The organism is Curtobacterium sp. MCBD17_028, assembly GCF_003234875.1.
Taxonomy (GTDB): Bacteria; Actinomycetota; Actinomycetes; order Actinomycetales; family Microbacteriaceae; genus Curtobacterium.
Genome location: NZ_QKTQ01000003.1, coordinates 167,921 through 187,925, shown reverse-complemented (window position 1 = coordinate 187,925; position 20,005 = coordinate 167,921). Strand labels below are relative to the sequence as shown.

At 72.2% G+C, this 20,005-nt stretch carries 21 protein-coding genes; 16 read left to right on the top strand and 5 right to left on the bottom strand.

The window, feature by feature from the left end; all coding sequences use genetic code 11:
* Positions 1 to 18 precede the first annotated feature (18 nt).
* The 4 genes from DEI86_RS05365 to DEI86_RS05350 all read left to right on the top strand — a co-directional run bounded on the left by DEI86_RS05365 (position 19) and on the right by DEI86_RS05350 (position 4,744).
* Complete coding sequence (locus tag DEI86_RS05365; protein ID WP_111048987.1) at positions 19 to 1,161, top strand: thiamine pyrophosphate-dependent enzyme; 1,143 nt, start codon at positions 19 to 21, stop codon at positions 1,159 to 1,161.
* Positions 1,162 to 1,247: 86 nt separating this feature from the next.
* Positions 1,248 to 2,207: an alpha-ketoacid dehydrogenase subunit beta gene (locus DEI86_RS05360; protein ID WP_111012407.1), complete on the top strand. Its 960-nt coding sequence runs from the start codon at positions 1,248 to 1,250 to the stop codon at positions 2,205 to 2,207.
* A gap of 55 nt (positions 2,208 to 2,262) precedes the next feature.
* Positions 2,263 to 3,762, top strand: coding sequence for a dihydrolipoamide acetyltransferase family protein (locus DEI86_RS05355; protein WP_111048986.1), 1,500 nt, complete (start codon positions 2,263 to 2,265; stop codon positions 3,760 to 3,762).
* Positions 3,763 to 3,895: 133 nt separating this feature from the next.
* A complete protein-coding gene (locus DEI86_RS05350) occupies positions 3,896 to 4,744 on the top strand; it encodes a CPBP family intramembrane glutamic endopeptidase (RefSeq protein WP_111048985.1) in 849 nt (282 codons plus the stop codon).
* A 12-nt stretch (positions 4,745 to 4,756) separates the two neighbouring features.
* Here the strand turns inward: DEI86_RS05350 and DEI86_RS05345 are convergent, their stop codons facing one another.
* Positions 4,757 to 5,170, bottom strand: coding sequence for a hypothetical protein (locus DEI86_RS05345; protein WP_111012203.1), 414 nt, complete (start codon positions 5,168 to 5,170; stop codon positions 4,757 to 4,759).
* A 114-nt stretch (positions 5,171 to 5,284) separates the two neighbouring features.
* On the opposite strand from DEI86_RS05345, the gene glgX reads away from it, so the two are divergent.
* Positions 5,285 to 7,303: a glycogen debranching protein GlgX gene (gene glgX / locus DEI86_RS05340; protein ID WP_111026958.1), complete on the top strand. Its 2,019-nt coding sequence runs from the start codon at positions 5,285 to 5,287 to the stop codon at positions 7,301 to 7,303.
* Between the two features lie 36 nt (positions 7,304 to 7,339).
* Here the strand turns inward: glgX and DEI86_RS05335 are convergent, their stop codons facing one another.
* Both DEI86_RS05335 and DEI86_RS05330 read right to left on the bottom strand, forming a co-directional pair.
* A complete protein-coding gene (locus tag DEI86_RS05335) occupies positions 7,340 to 8,860 on the bottom strand; it encodes a glycosyltransferase family 39 protein (protein ID WP_146244867.1) in 1,521 nt (506 codons plus the stop codon).
* On the bottom strand, positions 8,857 to 10,155 hold the full coding sequence (locus DEI86_RS05330; protein WP_220038487.1) for a glycosyltransferase family 2 protein: 1,299 nt from the start codon (positions 10,153 to 10,155) through the stop codon (positions 8,857 to 8,859). Before DEI86_RS05330 ends, DEI86_RS05335 begins: the two co-directional genes overlap by 4 nt.
* A gap of 285 nt (positions 10,156 to 10,440) precedes the next feature.
* On the opposite strand from DEI86_RS05330, the gene DEI86_RS05325 reads away from it, so the two are divergent.
* Positions 10,441 to 11,211: a GntR family transcriptional regulator gene (locus DEI86_RS05325; protein ID WP_258368534.1), complete on the top strand. Its 771-nt coding sequence runs from the start codon at positions 10,441 to 10,443 to the stop codon at positions 11,209 to 11,211.
* Here DEI86_RS05325 and DEI86_RS05320 read toward each other — a convergent pair.
* The gene (locus DEI86_RS05320) at positions 11,208 to 11,660 is read right to left on the bottom strand and encodes a PTS glucose transporter subunit IIA (protein WP_111009725.1); all 453 of its coding nucleotides are present in this window, start codon (positions 11,658 to 11,660) and stop codon (positions 11,208 to 11,210) included. The genes DEI86_RS05325 and DEI86_RS05320 overlap by 4 nt on opposite strands.
* Positions 11,657 to 11,947, bottom strand: a complete 291-nt coding sequence (locus DEI86_RS05315) for a PTS glucose/sucrose transporter subunit IIB (RefSeq protein WP_258368533.1) — start codon at positions 11,945 to 11,947, stop codon at positions 11,657 to 11,659. Before DEI86_RS05315 ends, DEI86_RS05320 begins: the two co-directional genes overlap by 4 nt.
* Before the next feature lie 131 nt (positions 11,948 to 12,078).
* Here DEI86_RS05315 and DEI86_RS05310 point away from each other — a divergent pair, with 131 nt between their 5' ends.
* From DEI86_RS05310 to DEI86_RS05265, 10 genes are all read left to right on the top strand, one after another.
* Positions 12,079 to 13,326: a PTS transporter subunit EIIC gene (locus DEI86_RS05310; protein ID WP_111009723.1), complete on the top strand. Its 1,248-nt coding sequence runs from the start codon at positions 12,079 to 12,081 to the stop codon at positions 13,324 to 13,326.
* A 133-nt stretch (positions 13,327 to 13,459) separates the two neighbouring features.
* Entirely contained in the window at positions 13,460 to 14,344 is an 885-nt protein-coding gene (locus tag DEI86_RS05305; RefSeq protein ID WP_111009722.1) for a metal ABC transporter ATP-binding protein, read from the top strand.
* Complete coding sequence (locus tag DEI86_RS05300) at positions 14,341 to 15,273, top strand: metal ABC transporter permease (RefSeq protein WP_111009721.1); 933 nt, start codon at positions 14,341 to 14,343, stop codon at positions 15,271 to 15,273. The genes DEI86_RS05305 and DEI86_RS05300 overlap by 4 nt, the downstream gene beginning before the upstream one ends.
* Positions 15,270 to 15,761 carry a Fur family transcriptional regulator gene (locus tag DEI86_RS05295; RefSeq protein WP_111035417.1) on the top strand — a complete coding sequence of 164 codons (492 nt, stop codon included), beginning with the start codon at positions 15,270 to 15,272 and terminating at the stop codon, positions 15,759 to 15,761. Before DEI86_RS05300 ends, DEI86_RS05295 begins: the two co-directional genes overlap by 4 nt.
* A gap of 100 nt (positions 15,762 to 15,861) precedes the next feature.
* Entirely contained in the window at positions 15,862 to 16,593 is a 732-nt protein-coding gene (locus DEI86_RS05290) for an alpha/beta hydrolase (RefSeq protein WP_111035418.1), read from the top strand.
* Positions 16,594 to 16,706: 113 nt separating this feature from the next.
* Positions 16,707 to 18,161, top strand: coding sequence for a lipase maturation factor family protein (locus DEI86_RS05285; protein ID WP_111035419.1), 1,455 nt, complete (start codon positions 16,707 to 16,709; stop codon positions 18,159 to 18,161).
* 481 nt (positions 18,162 to 18,642) lie between these two features.
* Positions 18,643 to 18,879: a 50S ribosomal protein L28 gene (rpmB, locus tag DEI86_RS05280; protein WP_111009717.1), complete on the top strand. Its 237-nt coding sequence runs from the start codon at positions 18,643 to 18,645 to the stop codon at positions 18,877 to 18,879.
* Positions 18,879 to 19,049 carry a 50S ribosomal protein L33 gene (gene rpmG, locus DEI86_RS05275; protein WP_110823153.1) on the top strand — a complete coding sequence of 57 codons (171 nt, stop codon included), beginning with the start codon at positions 18,879 to 18,881 and terminating at the stop codon, positions 19,047 to 19,049. Before rpmB ends, rpmG begins: the two co-directional genes overlap by 1 nt.
* Positions 19,050 to 19,051: 2 nt before the next feature.
* Positions 19,052 to 19,357, top strand: a complete 306-nt coding sequence (gene rpsN / locus DEI86_RS05270; protein WP_111009716.1) for a 30S ribosomal protein S14 — start codon at positions 19,052 to 19,054, stop codon at positions 19,355 to 19,357.
* A gap of 327 nt (positions 19,358 to 19,684) precedes the next feature.
* Positions 19,685 to 19,972 carry an HU family DNA-binding protein gene (locus DEI86_RS05265; protein ID WP_111009715.1) on the top strand — a complete coding sequence of 96 codons (288 nt, stop codon included), beginning with the start codon at positions 19,685 to 19,687 and terminating at the stop codon, positions 19,970 to 19,972.
* The last annotated feature ends 33 nt before the right edge of the window (positions 19,973 to 20,005 follow it).

Genomic DNA, 20,005 nt, shown 5'->3' with positions numbered 1-20,005 from the left:
GCCAGTAGGTTGGTCCGCATGCCTTCCCCCGCCGCGGGTCCCGCGACGACCACGATCCGCATCCTCGACCCCGACGGGCGGTTCGTCGAGGACGACACGAACGCCGAGTACGCCGCTGTCGCGCGGAACATCCCCGACGACGTCCTGCTCGGTCTGCACCGCGACATGGTCGTCACCCGACGCTTCGACCACACTGCGGCGAACCTGCAGCGACAGGGCCAGCTCGGCTTGTGGGCACCGAGCCACGGGCAAGAGGCCGCCCAGGTCGGGTCCGCGCACGCCCTGCGTCCGCAGGACCACGTGTTCCCCTCGTACCGGGAGCACGCCGTCGCCCTGACCCGCGGTGTCGACCCGATGGAGATCATCGGCGTGTTCCGCGGCAACGCCCACGGCGGGTGGGACCCGGACGCCCGGGGCAACACCCACATCTACACGCTCGTCATCGGCTCCCAGGCCCTGCACGCCACCGGCTACGCGATGGGGCAGCGGCTCGACGGCGTGGTCGGTACGGGCGACCCGGGGGTCGACGCCTGCACGATCGTCTACTACGGCGACGGTGCGACGAGCCAGGGCGACGTCAGCGAGGCGTACGTCTTCGCCGCGAGCACCAGTGCGCCCGTGGTGTTCTTCCTGCAGAACAACCACTGGGCGATCTCGGTGCCGGTGTCCGTGCAGTCGCCCACGCCGCTCGTCGACCGGACCCGCGGGTTCGGGATCCCCAGTGTGCACATCGACGGCAACGACGTCCTCGCGGCCTACACGACGACCCTCGCGGCCGCCGACGACGCCCGCGCCGGTCGCGGCCCCCGCTTCATCGAGGCCGAGACCTACCGGATCGGCGCACACACCTCCTCGGACGACCCGACGCGGTACCGCGGCGACGACGAACTCGCCGCATGGGTCGCGCGCGACCCGATCGTCCGGTCCGAGCGTCACCTGCGGGCGCGCGGCGTGGACGAGTCGTGGCTCGCCGCGATCGAGGAGGAGGCCGAGGACGTCGCGGCCGACGTGCGACGCCGGACCACGGCCCTCCAGGTCCCGCCGATGGAGGCCATGTTCGACCACGTGTACCGCGAGGCGCACCCACGCGTCGCCGAGCAGCGCGCGTGGTTGCGCGCGTACGAGGCGGCCCACGACACCGCAGGAGGCGATGCCGCGTGAGCGGGACCGAGGAGCTCGTCGACTACACCCTGCGCACCCACCCGGGTGCGGGGGCGGTCCCGTCGGATCCGACCCCGGTCCTCCCGATGGCGAAGGCGCTGAACGCCGGGCTCGCCGCCGCGATGGAGCAGGACCCGCGGGTGCTGCTCATGGGCGAGGACATCGGCACGCTCGGTGGCGTGTTCCGGATCACCGAGGGGTTGCAGGAGCGGTTCGGGTCGCAGCGCGTCATGGACACCCCGCTCGCCGAGTCGGGGATCATCGGCACCGCGATCGGCCTGGCGCTCCGCGGGTACCGGCCCGTCGTCGAGATCCAGTTCGACGGCTTCGTGTGGCCCGGGTTCGACCAGATCACGTCGCAGCTCGCGAAGATGGCGAACCGCCTGCCGGCCCACATGTCGGTGCCCGTCGTGATCCGGATCCCCTACGGCGGCCACATCGGCGCGGTCGAGCACCACCAGGAGAGCCCCGAGACGTACTTCGCGCACACCCCGGGCCTCCGCGTGGTGAGCCCGAGCACCCCGAACGACGCCTACTGGATGATCCAGGAGGCGATCCGGTCGGCGGACCCGGTCGTGTTCCTCGAGCCGAAGAGCCGGTACTGGCCGAAGGGGCAGGTCGACCTGGTCGACGGCGGCGTCCCGATGCACACGACGCGCATCGCCCGGACGGGGTCCGACGTCACGGTGGTCGGGCACGGCGCGATGGTGTCGACGCTGCTCCAGGCGGCCGAGATCGCCGAGACCGAGGGCACGAGCCTCGAGGTCGTCGACCTCCGATCGCTGTCGCCCATCGACTGGGAGCCCCTGCTCGAGTCCGCTCGTCGGACCGGCCGTGTCGTGATCGCGCAAGAGGCCTCCGGCTTCGTCAGTCTCGGCAGCGAGATCGCGGCGACCATCGCCGAGAAGACCTTCTACACGCTCCAGGCACCGCCCCTGCGGGTCTCGGGGTTCGACATCCCGTTCCCGCAGTCGAAGTTGGAGCACCTGCACCTGCCCGACGCCGACCGCGTGCTCGAGGCCGTGGACCGCGCGCTCGCCTACTGATCCTGTCCGAGCGCGGTTCCCTGGCCGCGCCGGCCCGACCGAGAACGGAGTCACCATGCCCGTCGCAGAATTCCCGCTCCCCGATGTGGGAGAAGGCCTCACCGAAGCCGAGATCGTGCAGTGGCGCGTCGCGCTCGGGGACGAGGTCAGTGTCGACCAGGTCCTCGTCGAGATCGAGACCGCCAAGTCGCTCGTCGAGCTCCCCTCGCCGTTCGCGGGGACGGTGACGCGGCTGCTCGTGGACGAGGGCGCCACGGTGGAGGTCGGCGTGCCGATCATCCAGGTCGACTGCCCGGTCGAGGTCGGCACCGGCGAGGGCGGCACCGGCGAGAGCGGCCCCACCGGGGCCCGCTCGGGCGCCGGGGCGGCCGACTCCGCGTCCGCCGGCACCGCGGCGGGTGCTGCGGGCCCCGACCGGTCGGGAGGCACGACCGCGGTCCTCGACGCACCGACCGTCACGACGACCCCGCAGATCGCCGACACCGCGATGCCGCTCGGCACCGACGAGGCGTCGGGCGCGGTCCTCGTCGGCTACGGGTCCGCCGCCGGTGCGCCGTCGCGCCGCCGGCCCGGTGCCCGTCGCGCTGCCGCCGTGGCCGTCGAGGCGGGGCGGGCGACCGCTCGGGCCGACCAGGAGGCCGCGCACGAGGCGGCTGCAGCGCGTCGCCCCGCGAGCGTGCCGGCCGCGTCGGCGCTGCCGGTCGTCGCCAAGCCGCCGATCCGCAAGCTCGCGAAGGACCTCGGTGTCGACCTGACCGCCGTCGTCGCGACCGGGCTCGCGGGCGAGGTCACGCGCGACGACGTCATCCGCTCCGCGACCCAGGCCACGGTGTTCCGCAACCTCGAGACCCCCGAGTGGGGCGACGTGCGCGAAGAGCGGATCCCGGTCAAGGGCGTGCGCAAGGCGATCGCGACCGCGATGACGTCGAGCGCGTTCACCGCGCCGCACGTCAGCCTGTTCGTCGACGTCGACGCGAGCCGTGCGATGGAGTTCGTCGCACGACTCAAGACCTCGCCCACGTTCGCCGGGGTCAAGGTGTCGCCGTTGCTCATCATGGCGAAGGCGGTGATCTGGGCGGTGCGGCGGAACCCCACCGTGAACTCGACGTGGACCGACCGCGAGATCATCGTGCACCACTTCGTGAACCTCGGGATCGCCGCGGCCACCCCGCGCGGTCTCATCGTGCCGAACGTCAAGGACGCCCAGGACATGTCGCTGTTCGAGCTCGCGCAGGCGCTCGAACGGCTCACGCTGACGGCGAGGGACGGCAAGACGACGCCCGAGGACATGGCGGCGGGCACGGTCACGATCACGAACATCGGCGTGTTCGGCATGGACACGGGAACCCCGATCCTCAACCCGGGCGAGGTCGCGATCGTCGCGATGGGCACGATCAAGCCGAAGCCGTGGGTCGTCGACGGCGAGGTCCGGTCGCGCATGGTCACCACGATCGGCGCGAGCTTCGACCACCGTGTGGTGGACGGCGACGTCGCCAGCCGCTTCGTCCAGGACGTCGCGTCCGTCATGGAGGAGCCGGCGCTCCTGCTCGACTGACGGGCGACGTCCGGAGCGGCGACGTCCGGAGCGGCGACGTCCCGGGTGGCGGGGCCCGCGCCTCGGCGTCCTCGATCACGCCTAGGCTTGGACCACGACCGATATACCAGGTTTCGTCCTCGAGGAGTCGCCCATGTCCGCTTCGCCCGTGCCCTCGCCTGGACCCCGCTCGGGTCCCGACCGCTCCGGCCGACCACGACCCTTCCCGGCGCGCATCGAGCGTCCGTGGCTGGCCGTCGCGGTCACGATCGTGGTGGTGCTGGTGCTCCCGTTCGCCGTCCTCGCCGGGCAGGCGGTCAGCACCGGGTCGGGCGTGAACCCGCTGTCGTCGTCGCAGGCGCTCCTGCACCAGTCGGCGGGCGAGGGCGTGCTGCTGGTCGTGTTCGCGGTGATCGTGACCGTGTTCGGCGGGTGGCGTCGGGTGCTCGCCGAGAGCGCGTCCGCTCGCCCGTGGTGGGCGGTGGCGGCACTCGTCGCGTACGTCGTGGTGGCGGTCCTGACGTTCCTCGCTCCGGTCCGCTCCGGCGCCGCCGGGTACCTCGGTGCTCTCGTCGTCGCCGTGGTCGCGGTCGCGGTGGTCGAAGAGCTCGTCTTCCGTGGGATCCTCGTGTCGGGGCTCCGCCGGGCGACACCGGAATGGGCGGTCTGGCTGGTGTCGACCGCGGTGTTCGCCCTCATGCACCTGCTCAACCAGGGTGAGGCGGCGGGTGGTCTCTACCAGGTCGTGACGACCTTCGTGCTCGGCTCGGCCTGCTACCTGGCCCGACGCGTGACGGGGGCGCTCTGGGGCGCCGTGCTGCTGCACGCGCTCTCCAACGGGATCCTCGGGTTCCGCGGGCACGCCGCCGTGGGCGTTCCGCCGCTGCTCGTGGTCGCCGCGACGGCGGTCATCGTGGTCGCCGCGGTCATGGGGATGGTCGTCGCGCTCCGTCGCGCTCCGCAGGACCGGGTCCACACCAGCGGCAGGGCGACCCCGCGCTGAGCGCGTGGTGGCTCAGCGGTCCTCGACGTCCTCGATGTCGTCGACGTCCTGTTCGACGTCGGCGAGTCGCTGCTGCCACACGATGCTCGCGGCCGCACCGCCGAGCACCTCCGTGGGCTCACGGTCCTGCTCCTGCGCGAGCGCGCTCCCGAGGCCGGCCGTGAGGCTGCCGCCCATGGCCCCGAGGGTCTCGACGACCTGTTCCTGTCGCGGCGTGAGTGGTTCGTCGACGAGTTCGGCGACGACCTCGCGGAGGTTCTCCTCGCTCGCGCGGAAGGCGTCCTCGTCGCCGGTCGTCATCGCGGTCGCCTCGCCCACCATGGCGAGCCCGAGACGCGCTGCGTCGTCCTGGATCCGTGTCACCCGTTCCGTCTGTGTCGTCTCGGGGTCGTCCTGGTCGATCCGTCCGTGCTCCTGATCCGTCATGCCGGGGACGGTACGCGCTCTCCATGGACGCGCGTCGGGTACCCGGCTGTCCCCGGAACGTGGCCGTCGCGTCGGTTGCGGACACGCGCGGCCCTCGCCCGGTTGGATGGACGGATGAGCCGATCCTCCCGTCATCCCCTCGGTGTCACCCTCGTCGAGGATGGTGCCAACGTCGCCGTGTTCTCCGCCACCGCCGACCGCGTCGAGTTCTGCCGGTTCGACGAGGACGGGACCGAGCACCGCACCGAACTCACGAACCGCACCGGGTACGTGTTCCACGACATCGTCCCGGACGTCGCCGTCGGCACCCGGTACGGCGTCCGCGTGCACGGTGCGTGGGACCCGGCGAACGGGCTCCGCCACAACGCCGCGAAGCTCCTGCTCGACCCGTACGCCACCGCGATCGACGGCGACTACGAGTGGGGCCAGGCGCTCTTCGGGCACAAGATGGACGCCCCGGACGAGATCGACGACACCGACTCCGCCAGCGCCATGCCGAAGTGCGTCGTGGCCGATCGGGCGTTCGACTGGGACGACGACGCCCCGCTCCGCACCCCGCTGTCCGACACGATCGTGTACGAGACGCACGTCAAGGGGTTCACGAAGCAGCACCCCGACGTGCCCGAGGAGATCCGGGGCACCTACGCCGGCATGGGGCACCCCGCCGCGATCCAGCACCTCGTCGACCTCGGCGTCACCGCGGTCGAGCTCCTGCCGACCCACCAGTTCGTCCAGGAGGCGACGCTCACCGACAAGGGTCTGCGGAACTACTGGGGCTACAACACCATCGGCTTCCTCGCACCGCACAACGAGTACTCGTCGTCGGGCACCGCCGGGCAGCAGGTGCGCGAGTTCAAGGAGATGGTGAAGGCCCTGCACGCCGCCGGGCTCGAGGTCTTCATGGACGTCGTGTACAACCACACTGCCGAGGGCAACCACATGGGGCCGACCCTGTCGTTCAAGGGCATCGACAACACGTCGTACTACCGGCTCGTCGAGGGCGACGAGGAGCACTACTTCGACACGACCGGCACCGGCAACAGCCTCAACGTGGCCCACCCGGCCGCCCTCGCGCTCATCATGGACTCGCTGCGCTACTGGGTCGAGGAGATGCACGTCGACGGCTTCCGGTTCGACCTCGCGACGACGCTCACCCGCCAGGGCGGCGAAGCCGAGAAGTTCTCCGCGTTCCTCGACATCATCCACCAGGACCCGGTGCTGCGTGAGGTCAAGATGATCGCCGAGCCGTGGGACACCGCCGGGTACCAGGTCGGCGGGTTCCCCGCGGACTGGTCCGAGTGGAACGGGAAGTACCGGGACGACCTCCGCGACTTCTGGCGCGGCACCCCGGGGTCGCTCGGCGCCGCCGTCCAGCGCGTGCTCGGCAGCCCCGACGTCTACGAGGCGTCCCGCCGCTCCCCGCTGTGCAGCGTCGACTTCGTCACCGCGCACGACGGGTTCACGCTCGCCGACCTGACGATGTACGCCGAGAAGCACAACGAGGCCAACGGCGAGGACAACAACGACGGCGAGAGCGACAACCGCTCGTTCAACGGCGGCATCGAGGGACCGACCGACGACGGCTCCGTGAACGACTACCGGAACCTGCAGCGCCGGAACTTCCTCGGGACGCTGCTGCTGTCGACGGGCGTGCCGATGATCCTCGGGGGCGACGAGATCGCCCGGAGCCAGGGCGGCAACAACAACGCCTACTGCCAGGACGACGAGATCTCGTGGTACGACTGGGCTGCCGCCGACCGCGAGCTGCAGGCGTTCACCGCCTCGGCGATCGCGTTCCGCAAGGCGCACCCGGCCCTGACCCCCGAGTGGTACCGCGTCGCGCCGGAGCACGGCGTCGAGACCGTGCAGATCCTCCGCGCCGACGGTGAGCCGTTCGGCGACGACGACTGGGAGGACCCGCTCAACATGGCGGTGACGCTGCTGCTCACCGACGGCGAGGACGTCGTCGCGGTGCTGCTCAACGCGTCCGAGACCGTCGTCGAGTTCACGCTGCCGGAGCGCCCGGGCGGCGGCGACTGGTCCCTCGGGCTGTCGAGCGACGCGGAACAGCAGGTCGAGGAGGGCGCGACGACGCTCCTGGTGCGCGACGCGTCCTTCACCGCGCTCGTCTGAGCACTGCGCGCGGGACCACGGACGGGTGGTCGGGCGTCACGCCCGGCCACCCGTCCGTCGTGCCACCCGCCACACGTCGACGCGGTCCTCGCCCGAACCGAACCGTCGTTCGAGCACGGCCCGCCGCACCGCGGCGCGGACGAGGGGCAGGTGCGGCAGGTCCTCGCGCACGGACACGGTCGTGACCACGTAGTCGACCGTGCGGCCGTCGTCGGTGCGGCCTCGGACCTCCGGATCGCTGTCGAGCTTGTGGAACCACACGACGTCGTCGGGGTCACGGCCGGCGCGCACGAGGTCGAGCCACATGGCGTCGTCGACCACCACGACCGCGTGCCGACCGACGTGGGCGGCGAGCCACCGTTCGGCGGATCGCATCGGACGGTCGGCATCGGCGGTCGTCAGCCAGCGGAGGCCCTGCGTGGCGCTCGGCACCCAGAACGCGCCGACGGCGACCACCGCGAGCACCGTGCCGGCCGCCATGGCACGCGTCAACGACCGGGGGAACCGGCGGTCGTGTCGCAGCCATGGGCGCAGGCTGCCCTCCACGACGAGCGCCACGAGGACGGCACCGAACGGCAGGAGCACGACGACGAACGGGACGGGCAGGTACCCGCCGGGCCGGAGCGCCACGGCGACGTGTCCGAGCACGAGGACGGCGATCGGGCGGAGCCGCTGCCGGGCCGTGGCGAGCACCGCGGCGGCGAGCCCGGCGACGACGAAGGGGGCGTCGAGGGACCACCACGACGCCAGCGTGCGCGCGGTGTCGCTCGTCGCGTCGAGGACGGAACCCCCGGCCTCCCGACCGGCGACCTGGAACCACGCCGACCCCAGGAGGCTCACGTGACCCGCGCCGGGGAGGAGTTCGTCCTTGATGGCGGCCGACACCGGGTACACGGCGACGAGCAGGACGAAGAGCGGCACCGCGACACCGGCGGCGGTGCGGCGGACGGCCGGGTGCCCGCGCTGCGCGGCGACCCACGCCAGGAACGGGACGACGAGCACCGTCGTCTCCTTGGTGAGGACCGCGACCGCGCACGCGGCGGCCGCGCCGGCCCAGGCCGGCAGCTGACGGTGTCGCGCCGTGACCAGGACCGCCGCGAGCAGGACCCACGGCACGGCGAGGTCGTCGAGGTAGACCATCCGGTGGAACGCGACCGCCAGCGGCGAGATCGCGAAGACCGCCGCCGCGACGGTGGCCGCGACCGGGGAGCCGCCCAGGCGTCGGGTCAACAGCCAGGTCAGGACCGTGGCCGCGAGGGTGGCGGTGACCACGGCCTCCCGGCCGGCGAGCACCGCGGACTGGTGCCGTGCCAGCGCACCCGTCGCGCCGAACCACAGGGCGAGTTGCATCCACCCCGCCGGGGGATGGTCGTACCAGTAGGTGTAGTGGGCGAGCGCGCCCGAGTGCAGTGAGGACCAGGCCTGCGCGACGTACGTGCCCTCGTCGTCGGCGCGCTGGGGCGTGCGGCCGAGGCCGACGCACAGTGCCACGATCTCGACCACGAGCACGGGTCCGCACCAGACCACTCCCCGCAGGACCGCGGAGCGGCTGCTCACGCCGGGGCCCGGCCCGGCGTGGGGGCACCGCGCCGCTGACGCCGGTGCAGGCCGGTGTGCACCGTCTTCTGCCACGAGTGGTCGCCGCGCACCTCGCGCCACACCGCGACGACGGCCGCGACGGACAGGACGACCTGGAACGGGATCGCCCCGAGCACGAGTCGGACGTGGTCCGCCGGCCGGACCCGACGGCCGAAGGCGCGACCGAACTGGTCGAGCGCGAGGCACTCGACCACGAGCATGAGCGCGGACGGCGCCACGGGCGCGAGCGTCACGAGCGTCACGGGGACCGGGAGGCGCACCGCCAGCGTCTCGACGACGGCCACCGGGACCGACATGCCGATGAGCACCTGCGCGAACGGCATGCCGAGCACGACGCGGGCGAGCGTGCGCCGCCGCCACGACGGGAGGCCCTTCCAGGCGCCGCCACGCAGCACCTGGAGGAACCCCTGGTTCCAGCGCACGCGCTGGCGGAGGAGCCCCCGGAGGTCCGGCGGGGTCTCCTCGCGGGTCGAGTACGTCGGGTCCGTGACGACGTCGATCCGGGCGCCCGCTGCGGAGAGCCGGATGCCGAGCTCGCAGTCCTCGGCGAGGCAGTCGTCCTGCCAGCCGCCGATCCGCTCGAGCACCCGACGGCGGACGAACACGGTGTTCCCCGCGAGGGGCACGACCCCCGCCGCCGCGTGCGCGTGCAGCCGTGACCCGAACCACAGCGCGTACTCGACCACGTTCCGGACGCGCCACCACGACCGCGCGTGGTTCATCAGCTGCACCCCGCCCTGCACCACGTCCGCGCCCGTCTCCGCGAACCGCGCGTCCACCCGCTCGAGGAGTCGCTCGTGCACGTCGTCCTCGGCGTCGAACACCCCGATGACGCTGCCCGCGGCGACCGCGAGCCCACGGTTCAGGGCGCGCGGCTTCGTCTTCACCCGCCCCCGGTCGACCACCACGCGGACGTGGTCCGGGTGCCGGGCCGCCGCGGCCTCGGCGATCCGGGCCGTCGCGCGGTCGTCGTGCCCGACGATGACGATCACCTCGAACCGCGGGTGCGTCTGGGCGGCGAGCAGGTCGAGCGTGTCCGCGAGGACCCCCTCCTCGTGCCGGGCCGGCACGAGGAGCGAGAACGACCGCGTGCACGCCCGCGGCGTCCGGTCGAACCGGCTCCGCGCCACCCGCTCCGGTGATGCCTGCGTGTGCAGGGACCACAGGAGCGTGAGGGCCGCGAAGGCCGTCAGGGCCGCGGCGAGGGCGAGGTGCGTGGCGATCGCGGCGGCGAGGAGTGGCGCGTCGAGCACGGGGTCCCTCCACATCACGGGGCGTCGGGGGTCGGCGTCCCGAGACCGCATGGTGTGCGGGTCCGGACGTGTCGAGGACGTCGAACCGCACCGATCCGCCCGTCGGCGTCGCTCCTTTACGGCACGCACTCACCCGGGCGGGGATCCGCTGTCACCCGCGGTCCCGTCCCGCCGGATGACCCTGGCGCTCCCAGCGCTGTTCGCTACTGTGTGCTCGACTGGTCATGTCCGCACAGGACCAGCCCCCGGTCGCCGGGCCTCCACTGCGGGCGAGGAGTACGACGCGTGGCACGACGCAGCGACGAGGGTGCGGCACGACGGATCACCGAGAGCGCGATCCCGAAGCACGCGCAGCTCCGGCGGATCCTGCTCGAACTCGTGACCGAGCGACTGCAGCCGGGCGCCGCCATCCCCTCGGAGCGGCAGCTCATCACCGAGTACGGCGTCAGCCGCATCACCGTGCGCGAGGCCCTCGGCCAACTCGTCAACGAGGGCTACCTGACGCGTGTCCGCGGCAAGGGCACGTTCGTCGCGCACCGACCCGTGCAGTCGACGCTCCACCTCGCCTCGTTCACCGAGGAGATGCGTGCGCTCGGACACACGCCGACCACGGTCGTGCTCGTCCGGGAGGAACGGGTCGCGCCCGCGGACACCGCGGCCGCCTTGCACCTCGAGTCCGACGACGTCGCCGTCCACCTGAAGCGCCTGCGGCTCGCCGACGGCGTCCCCGTGTCGATCGACGACGCCTGGTTCTCGCGCGCCGCGTACCCGGGGCTCCTGGAGCACGACCTCAGCGGCTCGGTGTACTCGCTGGTGGCCGATCGGTACGGGCTGCCGATCGTCCGCGCGGTGCAGACGGTCGCGGCGGACCCGGCGAGCGACGACGTGGCGACACTCCTCGGCACGCGGACCGGGGCGCCCGTGCTCGTGTTCGACCGCGTGTCGTTCGCCGAGCCGGGCCCGGTGGAGCACACCCGGAGCTGGTACCGGAGCGACCGGTACCGGGTCCAGATGGAGGTCTCGGCCGAGGCGCCGCGGACGATCGCGCTGATCTAGGTCGTGTAGAGCGTCGCGCCCTCGGGCACGGAGCTGCCCACGGCGTCCTGGGGGACCGAGTCGGGCGTCGAACCGAGGACGACGACCGGGCACACCGGGGCGTAGCCGGCCGCCACGATCGCCGCCGGGTCGAACCGCACGACGGGGTCGCCGGCCGCGACGGTGTCCCCCTCGGCGGCGAGGAGCTCGAACCCCGCACCGCCGAGCTTGACCGTGTCGATGCCGACGTGCACGAGGACGTCCGTGCCCTCGGCGCCCTCGATCGCGAACGCGTGCGGGTGGAGCTTGACGATCGTGCCCGCCACGGGCGCCACCGCCGTCACGGACCGGGCGTGCTCGTCCGGGCGCACGGCGACGCCCGCCCCGACGAGCTGGCCCGCGAACACCGGATCCGGCACGTCGGCGAGCCCGACGACCGGTCCGGCGAACGGCGTGCGGACGTCCGTCACAGGATGTCCTCGATGTCCTGCGCCAGGTTGTCGGCCTCGGGGCCGACGATCACCTGCACGCCGGTGCCCATGGCGACGACGGCGATCGCACCCGCCTGCTTGAGCGCGGCCTCGTCGACGAGCGACGGGTCGACCACCTCGGTGCGGAGGCGCGTGATGCAGCCCTCGACCTCCTCGATGTTGTCGGCGCCGCCGAGTGCTGCCACGATCGCTTCTGCCTTCGACATGGGTCCTCCTCCAGGGGATGAACTGCGGTCTCGACGGGGCCGGGACCGGGTTGTTGACACGGACCACGCTGATGTGGAGACTACAGCGAACTGGTCATGACCGGACAGGACCGGCACTGTTCTCGAACAGTACCGACGCGGGATCCGGGCATCAACCACCCATGCTCCACCCGATGACGAGAGGATCCACCATGACCACGGCCGAAGCCGTCCCGGTGTCCACCCCACCGGCCAAGAAGCCCAGTCGCGCGTTCGCCAACCTGCAGCGGCTCGGCCGGAGCCTCATGCTCCCGATCGCGGTGCTCCCGGCCGCCGGCATCCTGCTCCGCCTCGGGCAGGCCGACCTGCTCGGCGCCATCCCCGGGTTCGGGCAGTGGGCCGCGGTCATCTCCGCCGCCGGCAACGGCGTCTTCACGTGGCTGCCGCTCATCTTCGCCGTCGGCATCGCGATCGGGTGGGCCAAGAAGTCCGACGGGTCGACCGCCCTCGCCGCGGTCGTCGGCTACATGGTGCTCTCGAGCGTGTTCACCGCGATGTCGCCCATCGTGCTCGGCACCCACAAGAACGCCGCCGGCACCGTGCCCACCATCAACTACGGGGTCCTCGGCGGCATCGTGATGGGGCTCGTGTCCGCGGTGCTCTGGCAGCGGTTCCACCGGACGAAGCTGCCCGACTTCATCGGGTTCTTCTCCGGCCGACGCCTGGTCCCGATCCTCAGCGCGTTCGCCGGGCTGTTCATCGGCGTGGCGATGGCGTTCCTCTACATCCCGTTCGACGCCGTGATCACCTGGATCGGCAACGCGGTCGCGTCCAACTCGGTCGTCGGCGGCGGGATCTACGGCGCGGCGAACCGCCTGCTCATCCCGACGGGCCTCCACCAGATCCTCAACTCGGTCGTCTGGTTCATCATCGGCGACTACCACGGTGCGCATGGCGACCTCAACCGCTTCTTCGCGGGCGACCCGCACGCCGGCATCTTCATGACCGGGTTCTTCCCGATCATGATGTTCGGTCTCCCGGGCGCGGCCCTGGCGATCTGGCGTCACGCGAAGCCGCAGAACCGCAAGGTCGTCGGCGGCATCATGCTCTCGGCCGCGCTCACCTCGTTCGTCACGGGCATCACCGAGCCGCTCGAGTACTCCTTCATGTTCGTGGCCTGGCCGCTCTACGTCGTGCACGCGGTCCTGACCGGCACGTCGCTCGCACTCGTCAACGCGCTCGGGATCCACGACGGCTTCACGTTCTCCGCGGGCGCGATCGACTACGTGCTCAACTTCGGCAAGGCGCAGGGTGCGATCTGGCTCATCCCGATCGGCATCGCCTACGGCGTCATCTACTACTTCGTCTTCAGCTTCGTCATCAAACGCTGGAACCTCCGGACCCCGGGGCGCGAGGACGACGCGGCGGCCGAGTCGGTCGAGGCGGCCACCACGCCCTGACGTGGCGCGACGGACGGGAGGCGCGGTGCCGGTCGGTACCGCGCCTCCCGTCCGTGGTTTTGACGATCATTCTCAACAGGTCTAGCGTCGAGGGGCGGCAGCGCACGGGCGTTCGCCGCGAGGAAGGACCGCCGTGACCCCGCGCGCACCCCACGAGGACGAGCAGGACGCCGTCCTGTCCCTGCGTGGCGCCGGGCTCGCGTACGGGTCACGGCACCTCTGGCACGACCTCGACCTCGACGTCCGGCCGGGTGAGTTCCTCGCGGTCCTCGGACCGAACGGCGCCGGCAAGACGAGCCTGCTGCGCACCGTGCTCGGGCAGCAGACGCTCACGACCGGCTCGATCCGGTTCCTCGGCGAACCCGTCACCCGCGGACACCGGCGCATCGGGTACGTCCCCCAGCAGCGGCTCATGGAGTCGGGCACGCCGCTGCGGACCCGGGACCTGGTGGCGCTCGGGGTGACCGGGCACCGGTGGGGCCTCCGCCCGGCCCGCGCGGCGGAACGCGCCCGCATCGACGCGATCCTCGACGAGGTCGGCGCCGCCGCGTTCGCCGACGCCCCGGTCGCCGAGCTGTCCGGCGGCGAGCAGCAGCGCGCCCGGGTCGGCCAGGCGATCGCCGCGGATCCCGCGCTCCTGCTCTGCGACGAACCCCTCATCTCGCTGGACCTCCGGCACCAGCGCGAGGTGACCGCGCTCATCGACCGGCAGCGTCGCCAGCGGGACGCCGCCGTGCTGTTCGTGACGCACGACGTCAACCCGATCCTCGACGTCGTCGACCGCGTGCTCTACATCGCGCGCGGCCGCTTCCGGATCGGCGCGCCCGACGAGGTCCTCCGCGCCGACGTCCTGTCCGACCTGTACGGCACGCCGGTCGACGTCGTCCGGACCATGGGGCGGATCGTCATCGTCGGTTCGAACGACCCGCACGACCACCTCGGTGAGCACCACCACCACGAGGGCGATCACGACCTCCGGATCGCCGACGACGCGACGGAAGGACCGGCGCGCCGATGATCCTCGCCACCGACCTGCACCAGCTGCTCTCGACCGTGTTCTCGTTCCAGGACTTCGGCGCGCTGCTCGGCCTCGTGCGGAACTCGATCCTCGCCGGCGCGGTACTCGGGATCGTCGGGGGGCTCATCGGGCCGTTCGTCGTGGCCCGCAACCTGCCGTTCGCCGTGCACGGCATCAGCGAGCTGTCGTTCGCCGGGGCGTCCGCCGCACTGCTCATGGGCGTCGACGTCGTCGCGGGGTCGCTCGTCGGGTCCGTGCTCGCCGCGGTCGTCATCGGCCTGCTCGGATCCCGGGCCCGCGAGCGCAACTCGATCATCGCGGTGCTCATGCCGTTCGGCCTCGGCCTCGGGATCCTGTGCCTCGCGCTGTACCGGGGCCGCGCGGCGAACAAGTTCGGGCTGCTCACCGGGCAGATCGTGGCCGTCGACGACCCCCAGCTCGGCATCCTGCTCGTCGTCGCGGCGATCGTCGTCGTGACGCTCCTCGTCATCTGGCGACCGTTGCACTTCGCCAGCGTCGACCCCGACGTGGCCGCGGCCGCGGGACTGCCGGTCCGGACCCTCGCCCTCCTGTTCATGCTCGTCCTCGGGCTGGCGACCGCGGTGTCCGTGCAGGTCGTCGGGGCCCTGCTCGTGCTCTCGCTGCTCGTCACCCCCGCCGCGGCGGCCCTCCGCGTGACCGTGCACCCCGTGCTCGTGCCCGTCCTGTCGATGGTGTTCGCGGTGACGAGTGTCGTCGGCGGCATCCTGCTCGCCCTCGGCGGAGGCCTGCCGATCAGCCCGTACGTGACCACGATCTCGTTCGCCATCTGGGTCGTCTGTCGGATCGTCGGTGGTCGGCGGGACGCTCGGGGGCGGGACCGCATCGCCCGCCGAGCGGCACGCGAGGACCCAGTGACCACGACGACCCCAGCGGAGGTGGGCGCATGACCCCGACGGACGCGACGGACGCGACGGACGCGACGGACGCGACGGACGCGACGGACGCGACGAACGCCCTGCCCGCGGCGGACACCGCCGACGCGACCCCGCACAAGCGCACGACCCGGCAGCGCGGGGCGGTGCGCGAGGCCCTCGACGCCACCGAGGGCTTCGTGAGCGCCCAGGGTCTGCACGCCCGGCTCCGCGACACCGGGTCGACGATCGGCCTCGCGACCGTCTACCGCGCGCTCGGCGGTCTGGCCGACGAGGGCGCCGCGGACGTCCTGCAGCAGGACGGCGAGACCCTGTACCGCGCCTGCACGCCGGGCACGCACCACCACCACCTCATCTGCCGCACGTGCGGCACCACCGTCGAGATCGAGGCGGACGAGGTCGAGTCGTGGGCGCAGCGCGTCGCCGCGGAGCACGGGTTCACCCGCGCGAACCACGTCGTCGACGTGTTCGGCGAGTGCGCGTCCTGCAGCGCGCGGCGCTGACACGGGGCGGCGCACCGCACCACGGGTCGGCCGGGAGGCACCGCGCGTGCCCGGCACACGCCCTCCCCGTCCGTCCCGGGTCGGCGTTAGGCTGCGGCGCATGTACGTGATCCTGGTGCCGGGGATGTGGCTCGACGCGAGCGCGTGGGACGACGTCGCCCCGGTCCTCCGCGCCGCCGGGCACGAGGTCGAGGCCGTGACGCTCCCCGGGATGCACCCGGGCGACGACCCCGCGTCGGTCGGGTTCGAGGACCAGGTCCAGGCCGTCGTGGACCGCGTCGACGCGGCGAGCCGCACGACCTCGGGTGCCGAGTCGATCGCCCTCGTCGGGCACTCGGCCTCGGGCGCCGTGGTCGGCGTCGCGGTCGACCGCCGGGCGGCGCGGATCCGTGCCGCGGTGTACGTCGACGCGATCCCGTTCCCCGAGGGCGACTGGGACAACGACGAGTTCCCGGTGGTCGACGGCGTCGTGCCGTTCCCGGAGCGCTCGGCGTTCGGCGAGGCCATGGTCCGGGACACCACCGACGAGCAGTGGGCGGCGCTGCAGGCGCGGGCGATCCCCGTGCCCGCGGGGGCGACCCGACAGCACTTCCGGCTGACGGACGAGGCACGCCGCCGGGTCCCGACGACGGTCATCACGAGCGAGATGAGCCCGGACGAGCTCACCGCGGGGATCACGGCGCACGCGGACTGGGCGACCGAGCTCGCGGCGACCGAGGACCTCCGCATCGTCGGCCTCGACACCGGGCACTGGGCGATGTCCACCCGGCCGGCGGAGCTCGGGGCGCTCATCGTCGAGGCGCTCGCGCCGCGGCCGACGCAGGGGGTCTGACCCCGCGTTCGCCGGCGCGGCATTCGCCGGCCCTGCGCTCGCCCGGCCCGGTGCCCACCTGCCCTGCGCCCGGCCGGACCGGTCCCGACCCGGACCCGCGTAGCCTCCCGGCCATGGACGTGAGCACGCTGACCACGTGGGCCGGCGCGACCGACTACGACCTGGCGCGCCAGGTACTGCAGCGTGGTGTCGCGGCGGTCTACGCCATCGCGTTCCTGTCCACGCTCGCGCAGTTCCCGGCGTTGCTCGGTGAGCACGGCCTCCTGCCCGTGCCCCGGTACATGCGGCTCCGGTACGCGCAGCAGCAGCCGATCGTGTGGCGGTGGATCCCGTACACCGACCGGCGGCTGCGGATGCTCGCGGGAGCGGGCGTCGTGCTCGCGCTGTCGGTCGTCGCCGGGTTGCCGCAGCTCGGGCCCGCCTGGGTGCCCGCGGTCGTGTTCCTGCTCATGTGGCTCGGGTACATGTCGATCGTCGACGTCGGCCAGACGTTCTACGGCTTCGGATGGGAGTCGTTGCTCCTCGAGGCCGGGTTCACGGTCGCGTTCCTCGGCTCGGACGACGTCGCCCCGTCGGTGATCGTCCTGTTCGCGATCCGCTGGCTCGTGTTCCGGCTCGAGTTCGGCGCGGGGATGATCAAGATGCGGGGCGACGCGTCGTGGCGGGACCTGACCGCGCTGTACTACCACCACGAGACGCAGCCGATGCCGAACCCGATGAGCCGCACCGCGCACCTGCTGCCGAAGCCCGTGCACCGGTTCGAGACGCTCGGCAGTCACGTCGTGCAGCTCGTCGTGCCGTTCTTCCTGTTCGCACCCCAGCCGGTCGCGAGCATCGCCGCGGCGCTCGTCGTCATCACGCAGCTCTGGCTCGTGGTGAGCGGCAACTTCGCGTGGCTCAACGTCCTCACGATGCTGCTGGCGTTCGCCGCCATCGACGACCGGGCGTTCGGTGCGGTGATCCCCGCAGTGGACGCTGCCGCAGGGCCGACCGCGACGCCCATGTGGTTCGTCGTGCTCACCGTGCTCGTCGGGCTGCTCCTGCTCTGGCTGTCGTGGCCGCCCGCGAAGAACCTGGTGTCGAAGCGCCAGCTCATGAACGCGAGCTTCAACCGCTGGCACCTCGTCAACGCGTACGGCGCGTTCGGCAGCGTGACGCAGCAGCGGTCCGAGGTCATCGTCGAGGGCACCGAGGCCGAGGTCCCGCAGGAGGGCGACTGGGTCCCGTACGAGTTCAAGGGGAAACCGGGGGACCCGCGCCGGCGCCCGCGGCAGTTCGCGCCGTACCACCTGCGGCTCGACTGGCTCATGTGGTTCCTGGCGCTCGGCGCCGACGACGGCTGGTTCCGGGTGTTCGTCGTGCGCCTGCTCGAGGCGGACCGGCCGACGCTCCGCCTGCTCCGGGTGGACCCCTTCGACGGGCGGCGTCCCCGGTGGATCCGTGCGCGGATGTTCCTGTACCGGTTCGCGACGCGTGAGGAGCGCCGTGCGACGGGCGTGTACTGGGTGCGGCAGGAGCAGTTCACCCTCGTGCGGCCGACGGGGATGGCGCCCCAGCGCGAGCGGTGACCCCGGGTGCGGTCCGGCCCCGCCGCCGGCCCCGGTCGGGCCTCGGCTCCGCCGGCCCCGGCTCACGAGCGTGCAAGACGGGCCGCTCACGTTCCTCCCGTACGGCGAGTCGTGCTCTCTCGGCGGACGCGAGCGGGGCGTCGTGCTCTCTCGGCGCGGGAGCGAGCGGGGCGTCGTGCTCTCTCGGCGCGGGAGCGAGCGGTGGCCGCGTGCGGCCGGCCGGGAGGCGCGGCTTGCGACGCACCCGGGCCTCACGTAGGCTTGTCGCTTGGTCCGTCGCGTCCGCGCGGCGAACTGTTGTTCTGCCCTCCGACCATCGCAGCAGCCGTGGTCGCGCGGATCCGCTCCCTCGGGAACGGACGGGGCGGTGCGCACACCCCCCTCGCTCCTGTCGATCGGTCGACACGAGCGCGTGCGCGCCAGGCAAGTGACCTTGGGTGTGGCCGATCCGGCCGCACGGTAACCATCTCAGGAGGAGACCATGGCAGCAGTCTGCCAGGTGACCGGCGCCGTTCCCGGCTTCGGGCACAACATCTCACACTCGCACCGTCGGACGAAGCGCCGCTTCGACCCGAACGTGCAGAAGAAGACGTACTTCGTGCCGTCGCTCCGGCGCAACGTCACGCTCACCGTCAGCGCGAAGGGCATCAAGGTGATCGACGCCCGCGGCATCGAGTCCGTGGTCAAGGACATCCTGGCCCGTGGGGAGAAGATCTGATGGCCAAGCGCGGTCAGGACATCCGTCCGATCATCAAGCTCCGTTCCACGGCGGGCACCGGGTTCACCTACGTGACCAAGAAGAACCGCCGGAACAACCCCGACCGCCTCGTGCTCAAGAAGTACGACCCGGTCATCCGCAAGCACGTCGACTTCCGCGAGGAGCGCTAAGCATGGCCAAGAAGAGCAAGATCGCCAAGAACGACCAGCGCGCGGTCATCATCGAGCGCTACGCCGAGCGTCGTCTCGAGCTGAAGAAGGCCCTCGTGGACCCGAACGGCACCGACGAGAGCCGCGAGGCCGCCCGCGTCGGCCTGCAGAAGCTCCCGCGCGACGCCTCGCCGGTCCGCTACCGCAACCGCGACGCCATCGACGGTCGCCCCCGCGGCAACATCCGCGAGTTCGGCATCAGCCGTGTCCGCTTCCGCTCCATGGCGCACCGCGGCGAGCTCCCCGGCATCACCAAGTCGTCCTGGTGACGCCGACCCGCTGACACCGCGGGTCACCACGAACGAACGCTCCTCGTCCCTCGGGTCGGGGAGCGTTCGTCGTTCCCTGGGTGATGCGGTCGACCCAGGGTGATGCGGTCGGCCGCGGGTGATGCGATGGACCGGGCGCTCGGTCACACGGGTCACAGCAGCCCCAACAGTCCCGAGGAACCGCGAGAATCCGGGCGAGTTGGCCGGGATGCGCCCGGGTGGCTGGTAGGTTCGCCTACGGTTCCACGGGCCCTCGGCCTCGTGGTCACCCCGCTCGGGTGCGGCATGCGCCCGGTCTGTACCGCTGAGAGTCCGAGGAGGACATCCATGGCTGACAAGTCCCTCAACCGCACCGAGCTCGTCGCCGCGATCGCGACCGAGTCGGGCCAGAGCCAGGCCGCCGTCAACGGCGTCGTCGACGCGCTCTTCTCCGTCGTGTCGAAGTCGCTCAGCGAGGGCGCCAAGATCTCGATCCCCGGGTGGATCGCGTTCGAGAAGACCCACCGCGCCGCCCGCACGGGCCGCAACCCGCAGACGGGCGAGGCGCTCGAGATCGCCGCGAGCGACAGCGTCAAGGTGAGCGCGGGCAGCAAGCTCAAGGCCGCCGTCAAGTAACGACGGCGGATCGACGACGGGGACGGCGCATTG